The sequence below is a fragment of the Enterococcus sp. DIV2449a genome (assembly GCF_051711225.1).
Lineage (GTDB): Bacteria > Bacillota > Bacilli > Lactobacillales > Enterococcaceae > Enterococcus_D > Enterococcus_D casseliflavus.
The window spans coordinates 404,774-424,919 of the sequence record NZ_JBIOME010000001.1; the positions used below are offsets into that span (position 1 = coordinate 404,774).

Annotated in this window: 15 protein-coding genes and 1 other annotated feature; of the genes, 11 read left to right on the forward strand and 4 right to left on the reverse strand. The window is 45.4% G+C overall.

Features of this window, described 5'->3' with window-relative positions:
* The first annotated feature begins 170 nt into the window (after positions 1 to 170).
* The 5 genes from chvE to IGI76_RS01975 all read left to right on the forward strand — a co-directional run bounded on the left by chvE (position 171) and on the right by IGI76_RS01975 (position 6,305).
* A complete protein-coding gene (gene chvE, locus IGI76_RS01955) occupies positions 171 to 1,271 on the forward strand; it encodes a multiple monosaccharide ABC transporter substrate-binding protein (protein ID WP_005231478.1) in 1,101 nt (366 codons plus the stop codon).
* A gap of 147 nt (positions 1,272 to 1,418) precedes the next feature.
* A complete protein-coding gene (gene mmsA, locus IGI76_RS01960) occupies positions 1,419 to 2,948 on the forward strand; it encodes a multiple monosaccharide ABC transporter ATP-binding protein (RefSeq protein WP_005231476.1) in 1,530 nt (509 codons plus the stop codon).
* Position 2,949: 1 nt separating this feature from the next.
* Entirely contained in the window at positions 2,950 to 4,146 is a 1,197-nt protein-coding gene (mmsB, locus tag IGI76_RS01965; RefSeq protein WP_005227258.1) for a multiple monosaccharide ABC transporter permease, read from the forward strand.
* Positions 4,147 to 4,158: 12 nt separating this feature from the next.
* Positions 4,159 to 4,494: a PTS sugar transporter subunit IIB gene (locus IGI76_RS01970; protein WP_142968010.1), complete on the forward strand. Its 336-nt coding sequence runs from the start codon at positions 4,159 to 4,161 to the stop codon at positions 4,492 to 4,494.
* Between the two features lie 509 nt (positions 4,495 to 5,003).
* The gene (locus IGI76_RS01975; protein WP_201705159.1) at positions 5,004 to 6,305 is read left to right on the forward strand and encodes an ISL3 family transposase; all 1,302 of its coding nucleotides are present in this window, start codon (positions 5,004 to 5,006) and stop codon (positions 6,303 to 6,305) included.
* A 209-nt stretch (positions 6,306 to 6,514) separates the two neighbouring features.
* Here IGI76_RS01975 and IGI76_RS01980 read toward each other — a convergent pair whose 3' ends face one another.
* The 3 genes from IGI76_RS01980 to IGI76_RS01990 form a co-directional block, all read right to left on the reverse strand.
* A complete protein-coding gene (locus tag IGI76_RS01980; RefSeq protein ID WP_005227260.1) occupies positions 6,515 to 7,624 on the reverse strand; it encodes an ABC transporter ATP-binding protein in 1,110 nt (369 codons plus the stop codon).
* Positions 7,625 to 7,731: 107 nt separating this feature from the next.
* The gene (locus tag IGI76_RS01985) at positions 7,732 to 8,562 is read right to left on the reverse strand and encodes a helix-turn-helix domain-containing protein (RefSeq protein ID WP_010748709.1); all 831 of its coding nucleotides are present in this window, start codon (positions 8,560 to 8,562) and stop codon (positions 7,732 to 7,734) included.
* Positions 8,563 to 8,767: 205 nt separating this feature from the next.
* The gene (locus IGI76_RS01990) at positions 8,768 to 9,634 is read right to left on the reverse strand and encodes an SHOCT domain-containing protein (RefSeq protein WP_016609601.1); all 867 of its coding nucleotides are present in this window, start codon (positions 9,632 to 9,634) and stop codon (positions 8,768 to 8,770) included.
* Between the two features lie 149 nt (positions 9,635 to 9,783).
* Here IGI76_RS01990 and IGI76_RS01995 point away from each other — a divergent pair, with 149 nt between their 5' ends.
* From IGI76_RS01995 to IGI76_RS02015, 5 genes are all read left to right on the forward strand, one after another.
* Complete coding sequence (locus IGI76_RS01995) at positions 9,784 to 10,890, forward strand: GntR family transcriptional regulator (protein WP_016609602.1); 1,107 nt, start codon at positions 9,784 to 9,786, stop codon at positions 10,888 to 10,890.
* Positions 10,891 to 10,894: 4 nt separating this feature from the next.
* The gene (locus IGI76_RS02000) at positions 10,895 to 12,490 is read left to right on the forward strand and encodes a xylulokinase (protein ID WP_333718908.1); all 1,596 of its coding nucleotides are present in this window, start codon (positions 10,895 to 10,897) and stop codon (positions 12,488 to 12,490) included.
* A 19-nt stretch (positions 12,491 to 12,509) separates the two neighbouring features.
* On the forward strand, positions 12,510 to 13,205 hold the full coding sequence (locus IGI76_RS02005; protein ID WP_008376133.1) for an L-ribulose-5-phosphate 4-epimerase: 696 nt from the start codon (positions 12,510 to 12,512) through the stop codon (positions 13,203 to 13,205).
* Between the two features lie 19 nt (positions 13,206 to 13,224).
* The gene (gene araA / locus IGI76_RS02010; RefSeq protein WP_142424148.1) at positions 13,225 to 14,649 is read left to right on the forward strand and encodes an L-arabinose isomerase; all 1,425 of its coding nucleotides are present in this window, start codon (positions 13,225 to 13,227) and stop codon (positions 14,647 to 14,649) included.
* Positions 14,650 to 14,846: 197 nt separating this feature from the next.
* Positions 14,847 to 17,213 carry a phosphoketolase family protein gene (locus IGI76_RS02015; RefSeq protein ID WP_333718909.1) on the forward strand — a complete coding sequence of 789 codons (2,367 nt, stop codon included), beginning with the start codon at positions 14,847 to 14,849 and terminating at the stop codon, positions 17,211 to 17,213.
* Between the two features lie 120 nt (positions 17,214 to 17,333).
* On the opposite strand, the gene IGI76_RS02020 is transcribed toward IGI76_RS02015, so the two are convergent.
* Positions 17,334 to 18,254: a LysR family transcriptional regulator gene (locus tag IGI76_RS02020; protein ID WP_438780961.1), complete on the reverse strand. Its 921-nt coding sequence runs from the start codon at positions 18,252 to 18,254 to the stop codon at positions 17,334 to 17,336.
* A gap of 126 nt (positions 18,255 to 18,380) precedes the next feature.
* Between IGI76_RS02020 and IGI76_RS02025 the strand changes: the two genes are divergently transcribed.
* Positions 18,381 to 19,535, forward strand: coding sequence for a cobalamin-independent methionine synthase II family protein (locus tag IGI76_RS02025; RefSeq protein ID WP_005227269.1), 1,155 nt, complete (start codon positions 18,381 to 18,383; stop codon positions 19,533 to 19,535).
* 126 nt (positions 19,536 to 19,661) lie between these two features.
* Positions 19,662 to 19,896, forward strand: a binding site (T-box leader).
* Positions 19,897 to 20,146 lie beyond the last annotated feature (250 nt).

The window sequence follows — 20,146 nt, forward strand, 5'->3', positions numbered from 1 at the left end:
ATCAAATAAAAACCAAGGAAATCTTAAAAAATCCAAGATTACAAAAAGAAAAGGGGGCAACTGAGTCTTTTTTTCTCAAGAAATCCAAGAAACCTCGAAAAAATCTAAATGTAAGCGATTCCTTAACTGGCTATACTGAGAATGTAAGAAAAAGACATGGAGGGATCACAATGAAAGGTACTTTTGGTAAATTGGTCGTCCTAGCATCCACCTTATTGGTTGGCGGATTGTTAGCAGCTTGTGGAAATGGATCAGACAGCGGGGCAAACGGTGACGGAGACAAAGGATTTGTTGGGATCGCGATGCCGACCAAATCGGCAGAACGGTGGATCGCAGATGGCGACAACATGGTAGAAGAATTAGAGAAGCTCGGCTATAAAACTGACCTGCAATATGGAGAAGACAAAGTAGAAAACCAAGTGGCACAAATTGAGAATATGATCACCAAAGGCGTTGATACTTTAGTGATCGCCTCGATCGATGGTTCGGCACTGACAGACGTGTTGGAAAAAGCCCATAACGAAGATATCACAGTCATCGCCTATGACCGTTTACTGATGAACTCGGAATACGTCGATTATTATGCCACCTTTGATAATTTTGGAGTCGGCGTGCTGCAAGCGTCTTATATTGAAGACAAATTGGGTCTCAAAGACGGTGAAGGACCATTTAACATTGAATTATTCGGCGGCTCTCCAGATGATAACAATGCACTGATCAATTATAATGGGGTCCTTTCGGTCTTCCAACAATACTTTGACAGCGGACAGCTAGTCGTTCCTTCTGGTCAAACCAACTTTAACCAAATCGCTACTTTGCGTTGGGATGGTTCAACTGCGCAAGCTCGGATGGACAACTTGTTGAGTGCCAACTATACGGATCAAACATTGGATGCCGTTCTTTCACCTTATGATCCAATCAGCCTAGGAATCATTTCATCGCTTAAAGGCGTTGGCTATGGTTCTTCCGATAAACCACTACCTGTGATTACCGGTCAAGATGCGACGGTGGCAGGGGTGAAATCGATCATCGCGGGCGAACAGACCCAAACGATTTTCAAAGATACACGGGTGTTGGCGAAAAACACGATCGAAATGATCGAAGCCATCACCAATGGCGAGGAAGTGCCAGTCAACGATACGGAAACCTATGACAATGGCGTCAAAGTCGTACCAACCTACTTGTCAAATCCCGTTTCTGTGGATAGCGACAACTACAAAGAAGAACTGATCGATACCGATTACTATACAGAAGAAGAGCTAGGCATTTAAGCAAGAAGCGCTGATCCAGCGAGAAAAGATACATGGTTTCCCCGAAAGCAGTAGGGAAGAACGAATCATCCCCAATATTCGTTCTTTCCGCTTTTCTTACAAAGGCAGCGCACCACTTTTACATAAAAAGGAAAAGGGTGAAAGAACATGGCAGATAATATTTTGATGATGAAAGGCATCGTCAAAGAGTTTTCAGGGGTTCGCGCCCTTGATAACGTCAACCTCTCGATCGAGCGAGGAGAGATCCACGCACTGTGTGGAGAAAATGGCGCTGGCAAGTCCACGCTGATGAATGTCTTAAGCGGACTCTATCCTTACGGCAGCTATGACGGAGAGATCTATTATGAAGGGGAGTTATGCAAGTTCAAAGATTTGCGGGACAGTGAGGACAAAGGAATCGTTATTATTCATCAAGAGTTAGCATTAAGTCCTTACCTGTCGATCAAAGAAAATATCTTTCTAGGAAACGAACAAGCCAAACACGGCATCATTGATTGGGATCTGACCGAAAAGAAAACAGACAACCTCTTAAAGATCGTTGGCTTGAAATTAGACCCGAATACGCTGGTTTCACAAATCGGTGTCGGGCATCAACAGCTGGTGGAAATTGCCAAAGCATTTTCAAAATCCGTTCGATTGTTGATTTTAGATGAGCCAACCGCGGCGTTGAATGAAGAAGAAAGCGCCAATCTGTTAGAGCTGATCAAAGAGTTCCGCAACCAAGGGATCACCTCGATCATCATCTCTCACAAGTTGAATGAAATCGTCAATGTGGCGGATCGCATCACGATTTTACGTGACGGGCAAACGATCGAGACGCTGAGTGGTGCCGAAATCTCTGAAGAGCGCATCATTCGCGGCATGGTTGGGCGAGATTTGACCAATCGCTACCCCGAGCGGAACCCCACTATTGGTGAACCGTTTTTTGAAGTCAAAAATTGGACGGTCCATCATCCAATCGACCATACCCGTGTGGTGAATGAGAATTTGAACTTGATGATCCGCAAAGGAGAGATCATCGGCATCGCTGGTTTGATGGGTGCGGGACGGACTGAGTTTGCCATGAGTGTCTTCGGTCATTCCTACGGCAGTTCGATTTCGGGGGAAGTCTATAAAGACGGCCAACCGATTTCTGTCAAAGACGTGCCAACCGCCATCAAAAATGGGTTAGCCTATGTGTCGGAAGATCGAAAAGCGCTGGGCTTGAATCTGCTGATGGATATTCGCGAGAATACCACCATTGCTAGTCTTGCCAAAATCAGCCGCCAAGGGGTCATCGATAAAGAAAAAGAAGTCACGATGGCTGAAGAATTCCGCAAAAAAATGCGGACGAAAACCAATTCGATCTATCAAAACGTCGGCAGCTTGAGCGGCGGGAATCAGCAAAAGGTCGTTTTGGCAAAATGGCTGATGACCACACCAGACATCTTATTTTTAGATGAACCGACCCGTGGGATCGATGTCGGGGCGAAATACGAAATCTATACGATCATCGAAGAGATGGCAGCAGCTGGCAAAGCCATTTGCATCATCTCCTCGGAGCTGCCAGAACTATTAGGCATGTGTGACCGAATCTATACGATGAACGAAGGCCGCTTCACTGGCGAGGTCCTGCGGGAAGAGGCGGACCAAGAACGATTGATGAATCTAATGACATTAGAAGAGAGTGGGGTTTGAGATGGAAACAACCAATAAATTAAAAAAAGAACGCAGCCATTCGCTGAAAGAAAAGGCACTGGAAATCTTTAGCAAATACAGTATGATCATTATTTTAGCAGTGCTGCTGGTGGCCTTTCAGCTCATGACCGACGGGATTTTCTGGCGGCCGCTGAATATCACCAATCTCGTGTTGCAAAACAGTCATATTCTCGTTTTGGCAGCTGGTATGCTCTTGGTCGTCTTGTTAGGACATGTTGATTTATCCGTAGGGTCCGTGATGGCGTTTGTCGGTGCGATTGCAGGCGTCTTAATGGTCAATAACGGCATCAGTCCTTGGCTGGCAGTGCCTCTTTGCTTACTGATGGGCGCAGTGATCGGTGCTTGGCAAGGCTTCTGGGTCGCGTATGTCGGTATCCCAGCATTTATCGTGACCTTGTCTGGTTTACTGATGTTTCGAGGACTGACCCAAGTCGTCTTAGGTGGTCAATCATTGGCGCCGTTTCCCAAGGCATTCCAACAAATTTCTACTGGGTATTTGCCAGATATTGCAGGCGGTCAGATCCATTTACTTTCCATGATTTTAGGTGTAGTGATCACGGGCATCCTGATTTTAGGCCAATGGCGGACCCGTGAGCGTCGCAAAAAAAATCTTTTTGAAGTGGAATCAATGGCAGCATTTGCCTTTAAAGCCGTCTTTACTGCGGTCGTATTTCTCGGCGCTACCTATATCTTTGCCTCTTATCAAGGGTATCCGATCATTTTGATCGTCTTAGGGGTGATCGTGGCTGCTTATGGCTTTTTGACTAACAAAACCGTTGCTGGTCGTCAAATCTATGCAACCGGCGGCAACAAAAAAGCAGCCGAACTTTCTGGGATCAAGACGAAGAAAATCACCTTCTGGGTCTTCGTGAACATGGGGATGATGGCAGCTTTGGCGGGCTTGGTTTTAGCCGCTCGGTTGAACGCAGCCACCCCGCAAGCAGGAACGTCAATGGAATTAGATGCAATGGCCGCAGTGTATTTCGGCGGTGCTTCCACCTCAGGCGGTATTGGTACTGTGATGGGCGCGATCGTTGGTGGGCTCGTGATGGGTGTCTTAAACAATGGGATGTCGATCTTAGGAGTCGGTGTCGATTGGCAGCAAGCCATCAAAGGGTTGATTTTGCTGCTGGCCGTCGTGTTGGATATCTACAATAAGAAAAAGAAAATATCGTAGGAGGGCCTGTTTATGGAGGAACAAGCACAAAAGACGATTTTATTGATTTGTACCGCAGGTATCACTACGGGTCTCTTAGTGAAAAATATGCAGCGAGCTGCAGATGAAAAAGGATTAGCCGTGCATATCTATTCGGCACCAGCCATCATTGCTGAACAGATCCTGCAGCAGCAGACTGTCGATGCCTTGCTGATCGGTCCGCAGTCGAAGTACGAAGTCAATCGATTGAAAGACTTTCTCATGGTCAAAGCGGTGCCTTATAAATTGATCAAAGAAACAGATTACGAGTTGTTAGATGGCGAAGCTATCCTTGCAGACAGCCTGACCCTCTTGCAAAACGATCGCTAACCAGCAGCTTGGCAAAAAGCTAGGTGGTCAGCAGTTGAATAGGCTCCCCAGAGTAGTGCTTGTCATCCCCCACAAGCACTACTCTTTTTGCGGTGCTTTTCTACCTACACTAGCCAAGAAAGCCCCTCTTAAGCAGCAATGCGTGGCAAGCCCGTTGGTTCGTTTTCTCGTGTTTAGGACATCGCATCATAGACAAACAAAAGAGAAGTTGAGGGGGAAGAGGACGAAGCTGACACCACGCGTATGCTGTCTAAAGGCAAGTGATGGGCGAGTGTCGCCCTCAAAGCATCGTGGCTGTGGGCGGTAGGAGGGGGGAAATGAGCTGATTACACCGCCTCTGGTTTCTCGTTCGTAACTAAGCGTTTCGGGTTCTACAATATTTAGTGTTGGTGGAAAATCTACGGATTTTCTACTGACACTTTTTTTGTAAAAAAAGATAGAAAAAGAGATAGCCTAACTGGTAGAATTTAGTCGACTAAAACAAAACCACACCAAGAAAGGATATCTCCATGGATCATTGTACTAGAAACTTGTTAGGTTTAACAGATGAAAATTTATTCTTCGAAGAAGAATGGTTAGAGACTATAGAAGAAGAGGGGTTTCGCACCAATCTTATCCATGCCAAACTTAGCTATATACCAAGCCATTGCCGTAAATGTGGTATCAAAAATGAAGGACGAATCATCAAGAATGGCTCACATAAAACAAAAGTCCAACTTTTGCCTTATCGAGACATCAAAACAGAATTACGCTTGGTACGTACGCGCTTTTACTGTAAAGAATGTCAGTCGACATTCAACGCTCAGACCAATTTGGTGGATGAAAACTGCTATCTTTCAAAGGAATTAAAGGTTCAAATTGCCTTGGAACTGGCGAAGAATACAACAAGAAAAGAAATTGCCGATCGCTATTTTGTCTCTGACGTAACCGTTCTGCGTGTCCTGCACACCTGTTTAAAAACGTATCATCCTCGTTTTGATACATTACCTTCGGTCCTTTGTTTTGACGAGTTCAAATCGATGAAGTCCTGCAGTGGAAAAATGAGTTTTGTCTTTATGAATGGGCAGACCCAGCAATTAATCGGTGTATTGGAGAATCGTCGCCTGGCTTTCTTAAAACCATATTTCCTTAAATTCACTCGAAAAGCACGAGCGAACGTGAAATACGTCGTGATGGATATGAATGCCCCTTATTTTGAACTTGTAAAGGCGGTCTTCCCAAACGCCAAAATCGTGACCGATCGCTTTCACATTGTCCAACAAATCACTCGTGCGTTAAATCAGTTGCGAATTAAAACAATGAATAGCTTTCAAAAAACGGAACCGACAAAGTATCGACGATTGAAGCGATTCTGGAAATTACTCCTTAAACATGCCTATGATCTGGATAGTTCCAATTATCAATATGATCGATCCTTTCGTAGACCAATGACGCAAAAAGCGATCGTCGATGAGCTTTTGAGTTATGACGAGCAATTAACAAGGGCTTACGAGACCTGTCAGCTCCTCCTCTATCACTTTAAACACAAGGACAGCCAAAGCTTTTTCGATACGATCAACAGCTTAGATCAACGCCTCCCACAATGGTTTTGTAAGAAGCTGACGTTTTTAAATAAATACAAATTAGGGATTCAATATGCTTTAAAAACCAGGTATAGTAATGGTGCATTAGAAGGAACAAACAACAAGATAAAAGTGATAAAACGAGTAGCCTACGGCTATCGAAATTTCCATAACTTTCGAGCAAGAATTTATCTCATTCAAGGCTTGATCTTCCAAGTAAAACAAAAACCAGTTAAGCACTCTGCCTAACTGGTTATGACTAAATTTTCAGTTGTATCTTTCTCTACCAACACTAAATGTCGAAGAGCCGCGTTTCGTAGGAAACACAACGAAACCCAAAAACAGACAGTCTGCTGACTGTCTGTTTTTAGGGGATACAAATAAGGAATAAAAGTGGATATTAGTTAAATGCGACTGCCTAGGGGGCAAATCCGAGAACAGTGCATGGTAACTACAAATTAAGGAAGTGTGATGACATTTTCTGAATCTTTGTCGAAGAAGTGTGCTTTGTTGATGTTGAAAGCCAAATCAACTGTTTCACCTGGACGGTGGAAGTCACGAGCATCAACTTTCGAGATAAATTCAGTCGCACCTACGCGTGTATAAAGCATCGTTTCTGCACCTAATAATTCAGATACGACTACTTCGGCACGTACAGTTGCTTCAGGAGAAGCTTCCAATGCGATTTGTTCACTGTGAATATCTTCTGGACGAATACCAAAAACTAATTGTTTGCCTTCATACCCTTTTTCCACAAGAATCTTGTTCTTGCCTTCAGGAATACGTAAGTTCAAGCTTTGTCCATCAGAGATCATACCGTTTTTCAACGTAACATTGAAGAAGTTCATTGCTGGTGAACCGATAAAGCCGGCAACGAAAATATTTTTCGGTGTATTGTAGACTTCTTTTGGTGAACCGATTTGTTGAATGAAGCCATCTTTCATGATAACGATCCGGTCAGCCATGGTCATCGCTTCTGTTTGGTCATGGGTTACATAGATCGTCGTTGTTTCTAAACGTTGGTGTAATTTTGCGATTTCCGCACGCATGGCAACCCGCAATTTCGCATCTAAGTTTGACAACGGCTCATCCATCAAGAAGACTTTGGCATCACGGACGATGGCACGGCCTAGGGCAACCCGTTGACGCTGACCACCTGAAAGGGCAGCTGGTTTACGATCTAAGTATTCTGTCAATCCTAAGATCTCAGCGGCATTTTCTACCCGTTTTTTAATTTCTTCTTTGTCGTATTTACGCAATTTCAAACCAAATGCCATGTTGTTGAAAACAGTCATATGGGGATACAATGCGTAGTTCTGGAAAACCATCGCGATGTCGCGGTCTTTTGGGGCCACATCGTTCATTACTTTTCCACCGATGCTCAATTCGCCTTCAGAAATATCTTCTAAACCAGCGATCATTCGAAGCGTTGTTGATTTTCCGCAACCAGAAGGTCCAACGAAAACGATGAATTCGCGATCTGCGATATCTAAATTAAAATCAGTTACCGAATATGCATCATTATTATCATATTTTTTGTGGATATTTTTTAAGGCCATTTCTACCATTGGGATTACCTCTTTCCATTTAGTTTACATGAACATCATAAATGAAAACGCTTCGAAGGTGCAACGGAAACATGCACAAGAAAAAAACGTTTTCTTGTGCATGTTGTTTAATTGCTCTGATGGGTGAACTGATCGATCAATAAATAGCAAAGCAGCAGATCATCCATATTTTTTAAATTTAAGCGCGTCAGTGTTTGAAACTTATCGATCTTATATAGGAGAGAATTCCGATGCATGAACAGTTCTTTGGCTGTGGAGCTTGCATTGCCTTGATTGCGCCACAGGGATTGAATGATCGTTTCGGTCTCTTCTTCAAACCAATCTAGATACAAGGTACGAAACAAGGAAATATACTCGGAAAAGCCGTTGCGAAAAAGAGAGAAGACCACTTTGGGCAGATCCATACTTTTACTGGTGGTTTTCGTTTTTAACTCATTTTTGAACAGGGTAGACTCACTTGCCCATAAGGTAGTGAAATCGTGGCGCGGATGATGGAAGGGACCGACGAACAGCTGAGAATAGCAGTCGAAATCCATATCCAAAGCGACGAATAAGCCGTCGAGATCTTCGATGGGCAAATTGGCACCATCTTGTTTTTCTACGATCACTGCATGGTCTTCGGTGAGGAAAAAAAGATCCACCACGCTAGGGAGCATTTGCTGAATCTCTGCGAGCCATTCGGATTGCAAAGAGTCGATGGTTCGGGTGAAATGAACTTGCAGCAGGCGAATCCACTCTGGCTCTTGAACGGGCTGATGTTCAAATAAAATCGGATACCATGGATGGTTTCGGTTATCGATTTCTGGTTGCAAAGAGCCGTTTCCCAGTTGGATCAGCAATTTTTCACTGTCACTTAATTGGTCAGTTGGCAGCCAAATATATTTTTTGCCGAAGGCGATGGATTCGATATCCTTCGTTGTGGCAACTTTGTCATGCAACGTTGCCTGGGGGAAACGTGCTTTGATGTCATTAAAAGAAAAAATGAGAAAGACCTCCTTTGAGATACTCTACGTATTCTTCATTTAGTATAGCATGTTCTAAAAAAACCGTTCAAAATTTTCCCAGGAAAAAAGCACAGCCCTTCACCGAAAGCTCTGCCTTCTCATGGCAGGAGGGCGGCATTTTTCTCCGAAGCGATTGCTTCTATAATCCTAACAGTTGTTTTTTCTTGAATGCAAATTCTTCTTCAGTCAAAATTCCTTCGTCGACCAACACTTTTAGTTCGCGTAGTTCAGCAATGAGCGCTTCCGTCGGCTTCGCAGCTGGTGGTGGCGATGGGTTCGTTAACGGGACCGACCGCTCCCGAGGGAAGTTGGTGAGGTAGCGCTGTATGATCCGAGCAATCACCAGGTCTTTTTCGGCAAAGCAAAGAGAGTGATTCGGTTCCATTCGTCTGAAGGAATGGGTTTCTCTGATCGCTCCGCCGCCAATATACAATTCTAAAAAGCCATTGCCTTTCCAAAGACCTGATTCAGCAACTTCTTTCAAATTGACACTGGTAATTTGGGGAATCTGCAGAACCTGTTTCGCTTTCTTCTTGTAATCGATGATTGTGAGGGTATCTTCTGAAATGACCCAAGCATCACGATAATGATAGGAAAGTAATTTGATTTTTCCAGCCTCTTCATCTACGTAACTTTTGGCTGATTGCCCACCAAGTGCTGTCAAATGATCCGTTAAAAATTCATAGGCTTTTTGGGCATCGATTCGATTGGTGAAATAGAGCAATTGAGAATTACCTGGTACCTGCAGTCGGAGGTAGTCCACTAAGAGACCTTTGCCTATATGTAATTCCACATCGGCAATTTTTGCCATGGGGATTTTTTCATCTGGGATTTTTGGATGGGTGTTGTTTATCCAGACGCCTTTTTTCGTAATGAGCCAACGACAGCTGGCATCATGTCTGCGATTTTCTCGATATTTTTTTGAATACAAAATAATGGGTTCCTCGTAGGTTTCATTAGGTGTTCTCGTCAAAATACTTACCTCCTTAAACGTAATAAGCAACATTTTATTCAATTATACAACAAATAGTGTTTTGATTCGTTTTATTCTGATGAAAATAATGGGGATTTATCATTTACCTTCTTTTCGTTAGGTTTTTTTAGAAAAAAAGCCATAGCAGCAATTGACACGGAAGCGGTTTCTTGGTATCTTAGATGTACGGACAACTTTTGAAAGATGGGATTAAAATGGCGAATAAGTACGAACAACTTGCGGATATCTTAAGAGAAAAGATCCGCTTAGGCACCTATCAAGAAGGCGATGCGATCCCTTCAGAAGCAACCTTACAGGAAGAATTTCATTATAGCCGTCACACGGTACGCCAAGCGATCGCTGTTTTGGTCAATGAAGGCTATTTAAGAAAAGAACGGGGCTCAGGCACCTACGTTTCAAAACCTGAGACTGTCAATCATAAAAACCGCAAAACGATTGGGATCATCATGACCTATTTGTCTGATTATATTTTCCCTTCGATCATGCGCGGCGTGGAGCAGACATTGCGGGAGCAAGGCTATTCACTGCTTCTAGGATCAACCAACAATGACCATGAGCAAGAAAGAGCGTGCTTGCAGCAAATGATGGATCAAGGGGTAGACGGGTTGATCGTTGAGCCAACGAAGAGCAGCCAGTACAACCCGAATCTTGCCTATTATGTCGCCCTCCAAGAAGCCGGGATTCCTCTCGTCATGATCAATGCCTATTACGAAGAACTAGACTTGCCGCATATTTGTGTCAACGATACACGTTCTGGGTTTTTAGCAACCAATTATTTATTAGAACAACAGCATCAGCAGTTGATGATGATCACGAAAATCGATGACTTACAAGGGAAATATCGGATGAAAGGGTTTGTCAAAGCATTGACCCAAGCCAAGCGGACGTTTGCAGCAGAAGACGTCTTGACGTATACGACCGAGACGAAAGAAGCCGTTATTGAACAAGCGATCCAGCGCTTGACGGCTGCCGATAATCAAGTCACAGGCATCGTTTGTTACAACGATGAGATCGCGCATCGCTTGATTCAAGCATTGACGGCTGCTGGGAAGAACGTTCCTACTGATTTTTCGATCGTGGGTAACGATGACTCGCCTCTTAGCACCTTGTCCACACCGACGATCACCACACTGACTCACCCGAAAGAAGCGATGGGGGAATTGGCGGCACAATGGATCACTACAGGTAAGGCAACAGAAGCGCAACGCTTTTATTTTGAACCGGAGCTGATCGTTCGCGGTTCAGTCAATAACCAAAAAGGAGAATAAGAAGATGACGCAACAAGTAAGGCAAGCAATTATTGACGGGCGCACGTCTCTTGGGATCGAGCTAGGCTCGACACGGATCAAAGCTGTCTTGATCGATGAGCAGTTTCAGACGATCGCTTCAGGTAGCTTTGAATGGGAAAATCAATTGGAGCAAGGGATTTGGACCTACTCACTAGAGGCGATTTGGCAAGGACTGCAAGCCAGCTACCAAGAGTTGGCGCACAACATCCAACAGCAATTTGAGGTACCTTTGACGACGATCGGCAGTATCGGTTTTTCTGCAATGATGCACGGCTATATGGCTTTTGATCAGCAAGGCACGCTGTTGGTACCTTTTCGGACATGGCGCAATGCGATCACGGAAGAAGCAGAAAAAGCCTTGACGGCATTGTTCCAATACAACATCCCGCAGCGTTGGAGTATCGCGCATTTGTATCAAGCGATTTTGAATCAAGAAGCCCACGTCCCAGAGGTTGCTTTTTTCACTACCTTAGCCGGCTACGTCCATTGGCAGCTGACAGGGGAAAAAGTTATCGGAATCGGCGATGCATCAGGGATGTTCCCAATCGACAGTACGACAAAAAACTATGATGCGAATATGCTGCAGCAATTTGATGCACAAATCAGCAGTCTAGGGTATCCTTGGCAGATCAAAGACCTTTTGCCGCAAGTGTTGACAGCAGGCGAACCAGCCGGCACATTGACGGCAGAAGGCGCAAAAAAACTCGACCCAACTGGTACTTTGCAAGCTGGCATCCCGTTATGTCCGCCAGAAGGCGATGCGGGCACTGGCATGGTTGCCACGAATAGTGTGGCACAGCGAAGCGGGAATGTTTCAGCCGGGACGTCGGCTTTTGCCATGATCGTCTTAGAAGAACCCTTAACTAAAGTGTATCCAGAGATCGATTTGGTCACGACGCCTTCTGGTGATTTGGTGGGGATGGTCCATACGAATAACTGTACCTCGGAGATCAATGCCTGGGTCAAAATTTTCCGCGAATTTGCCGACGCAGCTGGAATGAAACTTTCCACGGAAGAATTGTTTGCGACCTTATTCAACGAAGCATTGAAAGGGGATTCAGAATGTGGCGGGATGCTTTCTTATGGCTATTATTCTGGTGAAAATATCACTAAGATCCCTGAAGGACGGCCGCTTTTCGTCCGATCGCCAGAGAGTTCTTTTACTTTAGCAAATTTCATGCGCTTACATCTGTTTAGTGCCTTTGGTGCGATGAAGATCGGGATGAAGATTCTGGAAGCCGAAGACGTCGCCATTGATCGAATCGTTGGTCACGGGGGGATCTTCAAAACGCCAGAAGTTGCCCAACGTGTCTTGGCAGCTGTCATGGAAGCCCCAGTCACGGTCATGGAAACGGCTGGTGAAGGCGGCGCCTGGGGGATCGCCCTTTTAGCAGCATACCTTCGCCGTCACACGCCAGAACAATCCTTGGCAGCATTCTTAGCAGATCAAGTATTTAAAAATGACCACGGCGTGACGTTAGCCCCGACAGAAGCCGACATTCAGGGGTTCACCGTCTTTACTCAACGTTACCAAGCAGGGTTGCCGATCGAGCAAGCGGCAATCGATGCGTTGATTTAAAAAGAAAGAAGGGAATTTTGTGTTAGAAGGATTAAAAGAAGAAGTCTTTCAGGCCAATTTGGCATTGCCGAAGCAAGGATTGATCAAATACACCTGGGGCAATGTGTCAGCAGTGGATCGCCAACAGCAGTTGTTTGTCATCAAACCTAGCGGTGTTGACTATGAAACCATGCAAGCCAGTGATATGGTGGTTTGTGATTTTGAGGGCAACGTAGTGGAAGGAGCGAAAAATCCTTCCTCCGATACGCCAACGCATGCCGTTTTATACAAAGCATTTCCAGAAATTGGTGGGATCGTCCATACCCATTCTACTTGGGCGACGAGCTGGGCTCAGGCAGGACTCGATCTGCCAGCGATGGGCACGACCCATGCCGATACGTTTTATGGGGCAGTCCCCTGTGCCCGCTTTTTGACGCAAGCCGAGATCGATGAAGGCTATGAAGCACAAACAGGACAGGTGATCGTCGAAACCTTTAAGGAACGCGGCATCACGCCAGAAGAAATTCCTGGTGTCTTGCTTCACGGTCATGGACCGTTTACCTGGGGCAAAACGGCGGATGCGGCGGTGATGAACGCAGTGGTCTTAGAAGAAGTCGCTAAGATGAATTTTATCACGCGCCAGCTGAACAGTTACGCACCCGAATTGCCGCAGCGGGTCTTAGACAAACATTATTTACGCAAACATGGAGAAAATGCCTATTACGGGCAAAAATAACGAAAAAGGAGCAAGCAGAATGTTAGAAATCGGGAAAAAAGAATTTTGGTTCGTCGTAGGATCACAGCACTTATATGGAGAAGAAGCATTACAAGAAGTACGGGACCATGCAGAAGAAATGGTCAAAAGCTTAAATGACAGCTCAAAGCTGCCTTATCCAGTCGTTTTACAAGAACTCGCTGTTACTGCCGATACGATTACGAAAATCATGAAAGAAGTCAACTATCGGGATGAAGTCGCTGGGGTGATCACCTGGATGCACACCTTCTCACCAGCAAAAATGTGGATTCGCGGCACGAAATTATTACAAAAACCATTGCTGCACCTTGCCACGCAGTACAATGAACAAATTCCATGGGAAACCATCGATATGGACTTTATGAACTTGAACCAAGCGGCTCATGGTGACCGAGAATACGGATTTATCAATGCCCGTTTGAAAAAGCAAAACAAAATCGTTGTCGGTTATTGGAAAAATGAAGCCATCCAAAAAGAAATTGCTGCTTGGATGGACGTGGCAGTCGGTTACAATGAAAGCTTCCAAATCAAAGTCGCTCGTTTTGGCGACAACATGCGTAACGTTGGGGTGACGGAAGGCGACAAAGTCGAAGCACAGATCCAATTTGGCTGGACCGTTGATTATTTTGGGATCGGTGATTTGGTACAAGTTGTCGATGCGGTGACTGACGAAGAAATCGATGCACTCTTTGAAGAATACAGCCAGCTGTATGATTTCGATTATGGCGATTACGACAAAGAAGAGTGGGCACGTCATGTCAAAGCCCAAGCCAAACAAGAAATCGGTCTGCGCCGCTTCCTTGAAGCAGGCGGCTATACGGCATTTACCACGAACTTTGAAGACCTGTATGGTATGCAGCAGTTGCCTGGTTTAGCTGTACAACGTTTGATGGCAGAAGGCTATGGGTTTGCTGGTGAAGGGGACTGGAAAACCGCCGCTATTGACCGCTTGATGAAAATCATGGCCCACAATAAAGCGACTGGCTTTATGGAAGACTATACCTATGAGCTGACACCAGGAAAAGAAGCCATCTTGCAATCCCACATGATGGAAGTCGATCCAGTATTAGCAGCCAACAAACCAAAAATCGTGGTTTCGCCATTGTCGATGGGGGATCGTGAAGACCCAGCCCGACTCGTCTTTGACGGCCAAGGCGGCGAAGGTGTCGTGGTTTCGATGGCCGACTTTGGCACCCACTACAAATTATTGATCAATGAAGTCGATGCCTTTGAGCCAACTGAAGAAGCACCAAAACTACCGGTTGCACGAGTAATGTGGACACCAAAACCAAACTTCCACGATGGCGTCAAACAATGGATCGAAACAGGCGGTGGCCATCACACCGTTGTCTCACTTGTCTTAAATTCTGACCAGATCGAAACATGGGCGAAGCTTGTAGGATTAGAATACGTAACGATCAAATAAGTACCCGATCACAAAAGAAACCGTTGGCGATAGTCGGCGGTTTCTTTGCGTTTTTCTTAAGCTTTCTTGCCTTCTGGCTGCAAAGTGCGGATAAGCAGACCCCTGAAAGCACCAGCAATCAGCAAAATTGACTTTTAAATATAGGGGGCATAGACTTTTATGTAAGAGTGGAACAATGGACTAAAAGGAGGAGCACAATGAAGACAACCTATGATACACCAGAGTACTATCAGAAAATGAACGCTTGGTGGCGAGCAGCCAACTACCTTTCCGTTGGTCAGATCTATTTGAAAGACAATCCCTTATTGCGCCGCCCCATCGAAGAAAAAGATTTAAAAGTGAATCCAATTGGTCACTGGGGAACGATCGCAGGACAAAATTTTATTTACACCCATCTCAATCGCGTCATCAATAAGTACGACTTAAACATGTTTTATATCGAAGGACCAGGCCATGGCGGACAAGTCATGGTTGCGAATGCTTATTTAGACGGCAGCTACAGCGAGATCTATCCAAAAGCCACCCAAGACGAAGTAGGGATGAAACATCTATTCAAAACCTTCTCTTTCCCAGGTGGGATCGCTTCTCATGCGGCACCTGAAACGCCAGGTTCGATCCATGAAGGCGGCGAGCTAGGCTATTCCATCGCCCACGCTACCGGAGCTATTTTAGACAATCCCGATGTCATTGCAGCAGTAGTGGTCGGTGATGGCGAAGCCGAAACCGGACCATTAGCGGGCAGCTGGTTTTCAAACACCTTTATCAATCCAGTCAATGATGGCGCAATTTTGCCTATCTTGCATTTGAATGGCGCCAAAATTGCCAACCCAACGATTTTGGCTCGTAAAAGCGACCAAGATCTCACGAAATATTTTGAAGGCATGGGTTGGACCCCTTATTTCGTAGAAGGGGACGATCCAGAAGCCGTTCATCCGCAATTGGCACAGAAAATGGATCAAGCCATCGAACAGATCCACGCGATCCAAGCAGAAGCCCGCAAAGGTTCTGCGGAAGAAGCCGCTATGCCTCATTGGCCTGTTTTGATCGTTCGCACACCAAAAGGCTGGACTGGACCGAAAGTCTGGGATGGCGAGCCGATTGAAGGGGGCTTCCGTGCCCACCAAGTGCCAATCCCTGTCAATGCGAAACATATGGAACACGTGGATGCTTTGACGGATTGGCTGCAGTCTTATCGTCCAGAAGAGCTTTTTGACGAAAACGGCCGCATCAAAGCTGAGATTCAAGAATTGGCACCAAAAGGAGAGCAGCGGATGGCGGTCAACCCAATCACCAATGGGGGGATCGATCCGCAACCGCTACGCTTGCCAGATTGGCAAGCACATGCCATTGCGATCGAGACACCAGGGGAAACGACTGCCCAAGACATGATGGTCTTTGGGAAATTTGCTCGTGACATCATCAAAGAAAATCCTGACAACTTCCGCATTTTTGGCCCAGATGAAGCCAAATCCAATCGGTTGAACCATGTGTTTGAAGTCACGGACCGCCAATGGTTGGAGCCAAAACATCCTGATTATGATGAATGGCTGTCTTCAGTGGGCCGTGTGATTGATTCACAATTATCAGAGCATCAAGCAGAAGGCTTCTTGGAAGGCTATGTGCTGACGGGACGTCATGGCTTCTTTGCCAGCTACGAGTCATTCTTAAGAGTCGTTGATTCTATGATCACGCAACACTTCAAATGGTTACGAAAAGCCCATGATCTTGACTGGCGCAACCCGTACCCCTCATTGAATTTGATCGCTTCATCAACGGTCTTCCAACAAGACCATAATGGGTACACCCACCAAGATCCAGGGATCATGACCCATATTGCAGAGAAAAAAGCCGACTTTGTGCGGGTCTACTTACCAGCCGATGCCAATAGCTTGATGGCTGTCATGGCAGAAACGCTCGCTTCTGAAGAAAAGATCAATCTAGTGGTCTCTTCAAAACACCCACGTCCGCAGTTTTATTCGGCGGATGAAGCGAAAGTGCTTGTCAAAGATGGCTTGAAAGTCATCGACTGGGCATCGACAGATGAAGGACAAGAACCCGATATTGTGATCGCAGCTGCTGGGACGGAACCGAATTTGGAAGCTTTAGCTGCTGTTTCGTTGCTGATTGAAGCCTTCCCAGAGTTGAAAGTCCGCTTCATCAATGTGGTCGATCTATTGAAATTGCGTCGTCCAGAAGTCGATCCTCGTGGGTTGAGCGATGAAGCATTCGAAGCCTACTTTACGAAAGACAAACCGATCGTGTTTGCTTTCCACGGATATGAAGGACTGATTCGCGATATCTTCTTTGGCCGTCGCAACCAACAGCTTCATATTCATGGGTACCGAGAAAATGGCGACATCACGACACCGTTTGATATGCGGATCCTTTCTGAATTGGATCGCTTCCACTTAGCCAAAGACGCCGCCGAATGGGTCTATGGAGAAAAAGCAACGGACTTTGCCCAAAAAATGGCAGACACCGTTGCGTATCACCATGACTTTATTCGAGAAAACGGCTATGATATCGCCGAAGTCGAAGAGTGGGAATGGAAACCATTGCGTTGATTTATTCTTCACAACATCAGCGAAAGATAATTTAAGAACAAAATAAGTACAAAACGATCCGCAACAGGGTCGGGACACCTTACTAAGGAAGCCCGACCGACTGTCTGCGGATCGTTTTTTTTAAAAGACGTCGAAACCGTAACTTTTGATATGCTGCTTCAACAAGGCGAGATAGTCCAAGGCCATCTCGCTCAGTTCCATTTTCTTGTGTTTGAGGTAACCTAGGGTCATCGCATCATCGACTTCCAAAGGGATCGCAACGATTTTTTCATCATTCAGCTCACTGCTGATGATCCCAGAGCTGATGGTATAGCCGTTGAGACCCACCATCAAATTGAAGATCGTGGCACGATCGCTGATGCGGATGTGTTTTTTGCGCTGTAAAGTGCTTAAGATCTCTTCAGAAAAGTAGAAGGAATTGGTTTCCCCTTGTTCGTACGACAGATAGGTATATGGTTCCAAATCAGCTAATGTGATGCTTTTTTTCTGAGTCAGGGGATTTTCTCGGCCGATGAAGACGTGGGGTTTGGCTTCAAATAAAGGAATGAATTGCAGGTCTTTTTCGTGGATCAAACGGGTCAAGACTGTCGTGTTGAAATCATTCAGATAAATGACCCCCAATTCGCTCTTAAACGTCTGGATATCATCCAGCACATTTTGTGTCTGGGTCTCTCGCAAGGTGAATTGAAATTCATCTTCCCCTAACTGTTTGACCAGCTCCACGAAGGCGTGGACGACGAAGGCATAGTGTTGTGCGGAAACACTGAAAACATGCTTGCGATGGCTGTCTTTGCGAAAGCGTTCGTCCAAGAGATTGACTTGGTCTAAAACATTTCGAGCATAGTTGAGAAAGGAACGGCCATCATCGGTCAAGGTCACCCCTAATTTACTGCGGTAAAACAGCTGCAGATCATACTCTTTTTCCAACTCTTTCATGGCTTGAGAGAGGGAGGGCTGACTGATGAAAAGCTGTTTGGCGGCTTCATTGAAAGAGCCAGTTTCTACGATTTTTTCCAAATATTCAAGCTGCTGGATACGCATGGGATACAACCTCCTTTTTATGTTGTAGGTATTGCCTATGGAATATATAAGTTTATAAGTATTATCTATAGTATAAGATGTTTGCTAGAATAAATCTAACAATTTTGAAAACTTTGTATAGGAGGAATGGATATGGCAACAGACAAATTTCAGCTTGTGGGGTCATTGTTACGACCACAAGATTTATTGGACTACAAAAATCAAATCGAGCATCGGGAGGATATCCGCTACCCGTTTTATGATGCGTTTCCTGGCTACCAAGAAACGGAAGCAAAAGCGATCGCTGACATCATTGCAGCGCAAAAAGAACACGGCATCACAGTCATCACAGACGGCGAACACGGCCGCTCAATGTGGCACCTGGATTTTCTCTGGGGATTAAAAGGCGTTGAGCGCTATATCTCCGATCATGGGTATGCCTTTGAAGATTTGGACGGTGGACATTTTGAGACACGTAAAGACATCGGCATCCGAATCACAGAACCATTATCTGGCAAAAACCATCATTACTTGACGTTGTTTAAAGAAACCAAACGCCAAGCTGGCGACCTGCCAGTCAAAATCACCGTCTGGGGGGCTGCCCACGCCTTTACCGAGCTGACTGTCTTTAACGACCTCGTTGGTGAAGGTCAGGTGTATCCAACGAAAGAAGCCTTGCGGGAAGGGCTGCTTAACGCCTACAAAGAATTCTTGCAGGAATACCGAGAAGCCGGTGGTGAAATCGTTCAGTTCGATGATTGTTTATGGGAATTATTTGCCGAAGACAATGACAAGAGCTTCTTCACCCAAGGCAATGACGGCTTAGAAGCGTTAGCCGATGAATTCGTGGCGATCAACAACGAAGTCGCTGACTACGCCCACGAATTAGGATTAAAAGTCTGGACCCACAATTGTCGCGGCAATTACCAAAGCCGCGCGGCAGCCAGCGGTACTTACAAAGCGATCGCCGAAAAATTCTTGCGTGATCAGCATTATGACCGCTTTTTCCTAGAGTGGGACGATGACCGTGCCGGTGATATCTCGGCTTTAGAAGCGCTGAAAGATCGTCCAGAAGTGGAAGTTGTCTTAGGCTTATTATCCAGCAAAACCGCCACATTAGACGATGAAGAGCGAGTGATCGCTTTATTAGACAAAGCCAGCCAAATCATTCCTAAGGAGCGGCTTTATCTTTCTCATCAATGCGGCTTTGCCTCTTGTGACTGCGGCAATGAGCTTTCGACTGAACAGCAATGGGCAAAAATCAAGCAAGGACAAGCCTTAGCTGAAGCGTACTTCGGTTAAGCAGTTGCGTCTTCTTTTCCCTGAATCTTCCCCTCGAAACCGGTACATTTGACAAAGTTTCGAAAATTTCAGAAAAAATGTTTGACATTTTCTTTAAGAGCGAGTAAAGTAAGACACAACTTAATGAAACAGACATCGAAAAGAAGAGTAGCAAGGCTTGCTGTTTGAAGAGAGTCTCTGGTTGGTGCAAAGAGATAACGCATGGTTGTGAAACACATCTTGGAGTCGTTTTTCCGAAAGAAAAGTAGGAGAGACCGGGTTTGCCCGTTACAGCAGCAGTCATTGATTGATGACTTTCTGAGTTCAGTTGCTGTGAAGCACTGATAAACAAAGGTGGAACCGCGTTGATAACGTCCTTTAGCTGTAATGGCTAGGGGACGTTTTTTTTCTCTTTTTTGCATCTCACCGAAAACCGAAAGTGGAAGGATCACAAGGACTGCACGAGGCCTTTTCCTGTGAAGGAAAGGCAAATTGAGGTGGAACCACGTATCAAGCGTCCTCTGGCAAATGCCAGTGTGCGCTTTTTTTGTTTTTCTTTTTTAGAAAAATGAAACTTGCCAGTTGCCCCTCACCAGCCAACGCCCAGCGTCACATAAGCGTCGGAGCAAACT

What these genes read in the sequence shown, in the direction of transcription:
- chvE (WP_005231478.1), top strand. Translation starts at nt 171, where the DNA reads ATGAAAGGTACTTTTGGTAAATTGGTCGTCCTAGCATCCACCTTATTG.
- mmsA (WP_005231476.1), top strand. Translation starts at nt 1,419, where the DNA reads ATGGCAGATAATATTTTGATGATGAAAGGCATCGTCAAAGAGTTTTCA.
- mmsB (WP_005227258.1), top strand. Translation starts at nt 2,950, where the DNA reads ATGGAAACAACCAATAAATTAAAAAAAGAACGCAGCCATTCGCTGAAA.
- IGI76_RS01970 (WP_142968010.1), top strand. Translation starts at nt 4,159, where the DNA reads ATGGAGGAACAAGCACAAAAGACGATTTTATTGATTTGTACCGCAGGT.
- IGI76_RS01975 (WP_201705159.1), top strand. Translation starts at nt 5,004, where the DNA reads ATGGATCATTGTACTAGAAACTTGTTAGGTTTAACAGATGAAAATTTA.
- IGI76_RS01980 (WP_005227260.1), bottom strand. Translation starts at nt 7,624, where the DNA reads ATGGTAGAAATGGCCTTAAAAAATATCCACAAAAAATATGATAATAAT.
- IGI76_RS01990 (WP_016609601.1), bottom strand. Translation starts at nt 9,634, where the DNA reads ATGTTGCTTATTACGTTTAAGGAGGTAAGTATTTTGACGAGAACACCT.
- IGI76_RS01995 (WP_016609602.1), top strand. Translation starts at nt 9,784, where the DNA reads ATGTACGGACAACTTTTGAAAGATGGGATTAAAATGGCGAATAAGTAC.
- IGI76_RS02000 (WP_333718908.1), top strand. Translation starts at nt 10,895, where the DNA reads ATGACGCAACAAGTAAGGCAAGCAATTATTGACGGGCGCACGTCTCTT.
- araA (WP_142424148.1), top strand. Translation starts at nt 13,225, where the DNA reads ATGTTAGAAATCGGGAAAAAAGAATTTTGGTTCGTCGTAGGATCACAG.
- IGI76_RS02015 (WP_333718909.1), top strand. Translation starts at nt 14,847, where the DNA reads ATGAAGACAACCTATGATACACCAGAGTACTATCAGAAAATGAACGCT.
- IGI76_RS02020 (WP_438780961.1), bottom strand. Translation starts at nt 18,254, where the DNA reads ATGCGTATCCAGCAGCTTGAATATTTGGAAAAAATCGTAGAAACTGGC.
- IGI76_RS02025 (WP_005227269.1), top strand. Translation starts at nt 18,381, where the DNA reads ATGGATATGGCAACAGACAAATTTCAGCTTGTGGGGTCATTGTTACGA.